This is a genomic window from uncultured Thiodictyon sp. (assembly GCF_903946935.1).
In the GTDB taxonomy this organism is placed as follows: Bacteria; Pseudomonadota; Gammaproteobacteria; order Chromatiales; family Chromatiaceae; genus Thiodictyon.
Map to the genome: position 1 here is coordinate 1 of NZ_CAJAXH010000265.1, position 4,404 is coordinate 4,404.

At 62.2% G+C, this 4,404-nt stretch carries 3 protein-coding genes and 1 pseudogene; 3 read left to right on the forward strand and 1 reads right to left on the reverse strand.

From position 1 onward, the window contains the following. Positions 1-344: 344 nt before the first annotated feature. The 3 genes from QZX93_RS23275 to QZX93_RS23285 are packed head-to-tail and all read left to right on the forward strand — an operon-like array spanning position 345 to position 3,954. Complete coding sequence (locus tag QZX93_RS23275; protein ID WP_295387068.1) at positions 345-2,132, forward strand: hypothetical protein; 1,788 nt, start codon at positions 345-347, stop codon at positions 2,130-2,132. Further along, positions 2,056-3,396 carry a hypothetical protein gene (locus QZX93_RS23280; protein ID WP_295387071.1) on the forward strand — a complete coding sequence of 447 codons (1,341 nt, stop codon included), beginning with the start codon at positions 2,056-2,058 and terminating at the stop codon, positions 3,394-3,396. The genes QZX93_RS23275 and QZX93_RS23280 overlap by 77 nt, the downstream gene beginning before the upstream one ends. A gap of 51 nt (positions 3,397-3,447) precedes the next feature. Continuing rightward, a complete protein-coding gene (locus QZX93_RS23285) occupies positions 3,448-3,954 on the forward strand; it encodes a hypothetical protein (protein WP_295387077.1) in 507 nt (168 codons plus the stop codon). A gap of 228 nt (positions 3,955-4,182) precedes the next feature. On the opposite strand, the pseudogene QZX93_RS23290 reads toward QZX93_RS23285, so the two are convergent. Then, positions 4,183-4,404 (reverse strand): annotated as a pseudogene (locus tag QZX93_RS23290) (IS1380 family transposase); the annotation flags it as partial.

The window sequence follows — 4,404 nt, forward strand, 5'->3', positions numbered from 1 at the left end:
CCCTACGGGCTCCCTGCGTTTCCTCCCCCAGCGCGTCGACCAGAACGTGTTTCACATGCGTTGCCATCGGTGATCTCCTTCAGACCGCCCTACAGTAATTTAACCGGGGGGTGCTGTCTCACCTACATTGGCACAGAGGGAACTCGACTGGGGCGGTGGAACTGGTCAAGAAGGTTATTGACCTGATATGGGGGCAACGGCGTGAACACCAGGCGAAAGGTTTGCGACCACCTGGTTTGGCGGAATTCCTCGACGCCTTGACCGCGTGCCGGGAACTGTCGGTCGCCCCGGGCTCCGCGATCTGGAACACACTTGAGCAACTGGTGTGGCGGAAGCAGTAGCCGATGAATCGATTAGGCCCCCTAGAGCACCGCGAGATATCGATTGCCGATGTCGTGCGGATACTCGATCTGCTCGGGGGCGGCGATCAGATCGCGCTTGATTGCGGTCTGGAAATGATCGGTGTCACTGTCGTGGCGACGCCGGCGAAAGCCAAGGTGGTCCGCCGATCACTGCGGCACCAACGGGAACACGCGGACGCACCGGACTGGTCAAGCCAACCTGAAATGCCCTCAGCGCGGTTGGAATTCCCTCTGGACCCCGTGGTCAGCGTCCCTTCCATTCCCCGGGTTCCCCAACCAGCCACAGACCTACCGCCGACGAGTCGCCTTCCCGCCCGCGTTTTCGCTAAGGATGCCGGCATGGGGGGCGGTTTACGCTTCGTCTTCGCGGACGACGAGCGACAGCACTCGGCCCCGTTATTGGAACCCCACCAGGAGCGCAACACGTTACGAGAGCTGTGCGCGATCCCACAGCCGAGCAGAGAAATCGATGTGATGGCGCTGTATCGGCAGGTCACACAGGGCGAGCCGGTTCTTGGTGGGATACCTCGGCGTTGGGTCAAGAAGCCGGCCCGCCGGATTCTGATCGCCGCGGATGTGAATCCGCGCATGGCGGTGTTCGCGAGCGACGTGGATCACATTGCAGACATTCTTGGCCATGCCACGAATTCCGAAGTCAAGAGACAGGGATGGTTGTTCGTCGATGAAGTCGCTCGCATTGCACCTCGGCGAGAGTGTGTTGAGGGGCGCACGCCGGTTTCACTCCCGGGTCAGTTGGATGAGACGGCCCTTCTGCTGCTTGCCTCGGATCTGGGTTTCGGCGATTGGGGGAACAGCGAATCCTGGCGGCTTCCGACCGCTTCCGGTATTGAGCGATTGGTGAGTCGGGTCGGTCGGAATGGCGCCCGGTTGGCCGCCCTCGTGCCCGTAAGACCAGCGGGCTGGCGAAGGCTGCCGCGTGGCCTGAGGACACTGTATTGGGACCGGCGCTCGACACCCTCCGCCGCGCGCCGGGCCACGGCCGCGGCCGAACACCGTACCCGCGTTCTTGCCCATCCCACAGATGACGGGCCGGCGTTGGGCGGGTCGCGGCTCGTTCGGGCCTGTGTTTTCGCTGGCCGCGTGACACCGCGACTCCTGCGGGCGTTGCGTTTGGCGATGCTGCCGCTGGTCGGGCCGGAGGCCGAGGCGCAGGCGTGGTGTAGTCCGTATCTGTATCCAACACACGGTGGATTTGCATCGGTCGATCACTCGCTGCTCGCGGACGAAGCGCATCGCAGTGTGAGTTGGACGCGTTTATCTCACGCCTTGCGTGCGCATGGGAGGGGCGGGCTTATCGAACAAATGGGTGGAGAACGCCCGCTAGGCCATCGCGATGATTCCTTATCGCTCACACTGGGGGCCTGTGAATGGGGCCGTGCGCGCGCCTGTCTCGCCCAGGAACTCGGCCGCGACCCGAACCTGTTGCGGGTGCTCACGACTGGCGATCTGTGGCCTTGGGCGGAGGAATTGACGGCGCTGCGTGACGGTCAAGGCGGTGTGTTTCTCGAGCAGGCGTGGGAGATCACCCAGGCCGAATCAACCAACCATCCGCTCCCGTTTCGAGGAGAGTCTGCTGTGGGCGGCTTACGAGGACGCACTGGCCGCAGCCGATGCCGGGCGTGTTCGCGACCTGTTGGGACAGCTCATCGATGCAATGACCAGCAGCAGCCGATTGGACGAACGGGAGGCGGCGTTGACCTGGGCGACGGCGAGATTGCACCAGTTGCCGGTCGCGATCCGCAGCCATGACGACTGGAAGGCGGCAGCCATGATCGTTGGTGAGGCCAACGCGATCGGATTGGAAGCGTTTGATGCGGCGGAAGTCTGGAGTCCCATCCTCGAAGGACGGGGCTTTGCGCATTATCAACGCGCACGCCGGCGCGACTGTTATGCCTGGCGGGCCGGCGCCGGCGAATGGCGGCTCGGCCTGGTGCCGCCGGCAGCGGTGGCGTCACTGCCGATCAGGTTCCGGGCACCGGGTAACGAACAGGTCTTGGTCTATGTTCTATCCGAGAACGTTGGACCCAGACTATCACTGAACCTGTGCGAGTCACCGGTGGCCGTGGGCGACCACGATGAGGTCGAAATCGTGACGCTCGCCGGCGATCGATATCGGTTGACGGCAACCGTGGGGAGCGGCACCTGGACCAGTGGTCATTGGATGAGCCACGCACGGGAAGACCGGACCTGCGCCGACTGGACAGCCGTCGCCCGTTGGGCGGATCAGGCCTTTCGAACAGCGCAGACGCAGACACAACTGTTTGCCGCCGCCACGCGCCAGGCGGGGGCTGCTGCTATCACCGAGGACGGCGTTCATGTTGATCTTGGCGTGATCCGTTTGCAGCGGTTACTTGAGGAGGACGATCGTCCGCGCCGCCTTGGGTTGCGGGGACGGCTGCGGCGGCTGCGCGCTCAGAGGGCGCTTATGGGACTGCTAGCGATCGACAGCAAGCTTGCCGCCGCGATAGCCATTGGTTTAACTGCGCTTCAACGTGCCGACCCATCCGAGGCGCAAGAGGGCATGGCGCTGACAGCCAGCCGTGCGCTGGTGCGAGCCGATTTATTGGGCTTGATGGTCCGATCAATCGAAATGGAGAGGGGCCGGACGGTTGCCATCGATCTGGAGCGCGACCTTGCCGCGCTCGCGTCACGGCAGGCGACAAGCCGGATGGCAGGGCGTGCCGTGGCCCGCGGGCTGGAAATGTTGTGGCGCTTCTATTTTGAGGCGGGAGAAACGGCCCTTTGGGGTGCTGCTGCGCAACGAGCCAAGGCAATGATCTCGGAGACCGACGACGATGAGGCGCGCTATTGGTTTCTTAGCATCTTGGCCCAACATGCCGATTACGAGCAGCCCGCGGACGAAGCGGCAGCGATTTTTGAACGCGTGTTTCGCCACGACAGCGAAAGTGGTCGAACCGATCGTGTGTTGGATATTGCTCCGCTTTATTTGCGGTTGCAATTCAATACCGGTCGGCAGGACCTCGCCCGGCTGCTAGCGCTCGAGCTGATTTAAGAAGCGCAGCACCGGCGTAGCCATTATCGACGGTGTCAACAATTACGCGAGTTGAACTATCAGAACCAGTTAAGAGGACAATACGATTTTGGGGCCTTGTACCTCGAGATAGAGTCGCTGTTGCCCAAGGAGGAGAACCATTGTTGCCTGCTGTTAAAAGGCGATTACGGAAAGCCTGTCCGCACTGAGATGGATGAACAGAATCAAGCCGAGGTTCGAGTGCTCAACGAGTCCGCCGACATCGCTCGGTCGAACGGTGCTACTTGGGTTGAAACGCTTTTATGTTTTCAGGCACTGGAGGTTGCGGCTGGAAAGTGTGATTTCGATGGTGAGCGGACGTTGCGAGCGGAGCGACTCGGAACCATTTATGGTGCTAACCTCGGAGGCTCGAATATTTTTGCAGATCTAGCCACAGACGTCCTGCCCTCAACGAAGGCCCCGCCGGATCCCTCGTTGTTCGCCAAGGCACTGGAGCTGCTTGATCGATCTCGTCGAACGCGTGAACAGATCGATGTGCCGGATTCAGTGATTAATACGTTTGTCTATAAGTCCACCTGAATCCGTGAACTAATGGTTGTGTGCATACCAGATTCAGGCCATCGAAAGGGCCGGTGTCGGTTTCTCACCGGCATTGGAGGGTAAAGCATGACGGAAAGGCCCGCGGGGCGTCTGTTGCGGGGTTGGGAATACGCTGCGAATGCGCTTGGGGACGGACCGGAGCATAGGGGGGAGCGCTGCGGGCGAAGCGCAGCGATGACGCCGGGCCGTGGGTCGCCCGGGGAGAACCTACGGGGCGGGCAATTGGCCGTAGAGGCGGCGGAAGACCGGGACAATCGGGCAGCCGTAGCCGAAGGCGAGCTTCAGGCGCCGGCCGGTGGCAATCAGGCGGGCGGCGACGTACATCAGTTCCTGCATCACGGTGCGCAGGCGCCGGCGTTTGGCCGGAGCCCGCGGTGGGGCATCGGGGCCGAGCAGTCCGGTCTGCCCGATCCAACGCAGGATGTTATA

Bases quoted from the DNA above. Each gene is read 5' to 3' on its own strand.
- QZX93_RS23275 (WP_295387068.1), top strand. From the start codon at position 345: ATGAATCGATTAGGCCCCCTAGAGCACCGCGAGATATCGATTGCCGAT.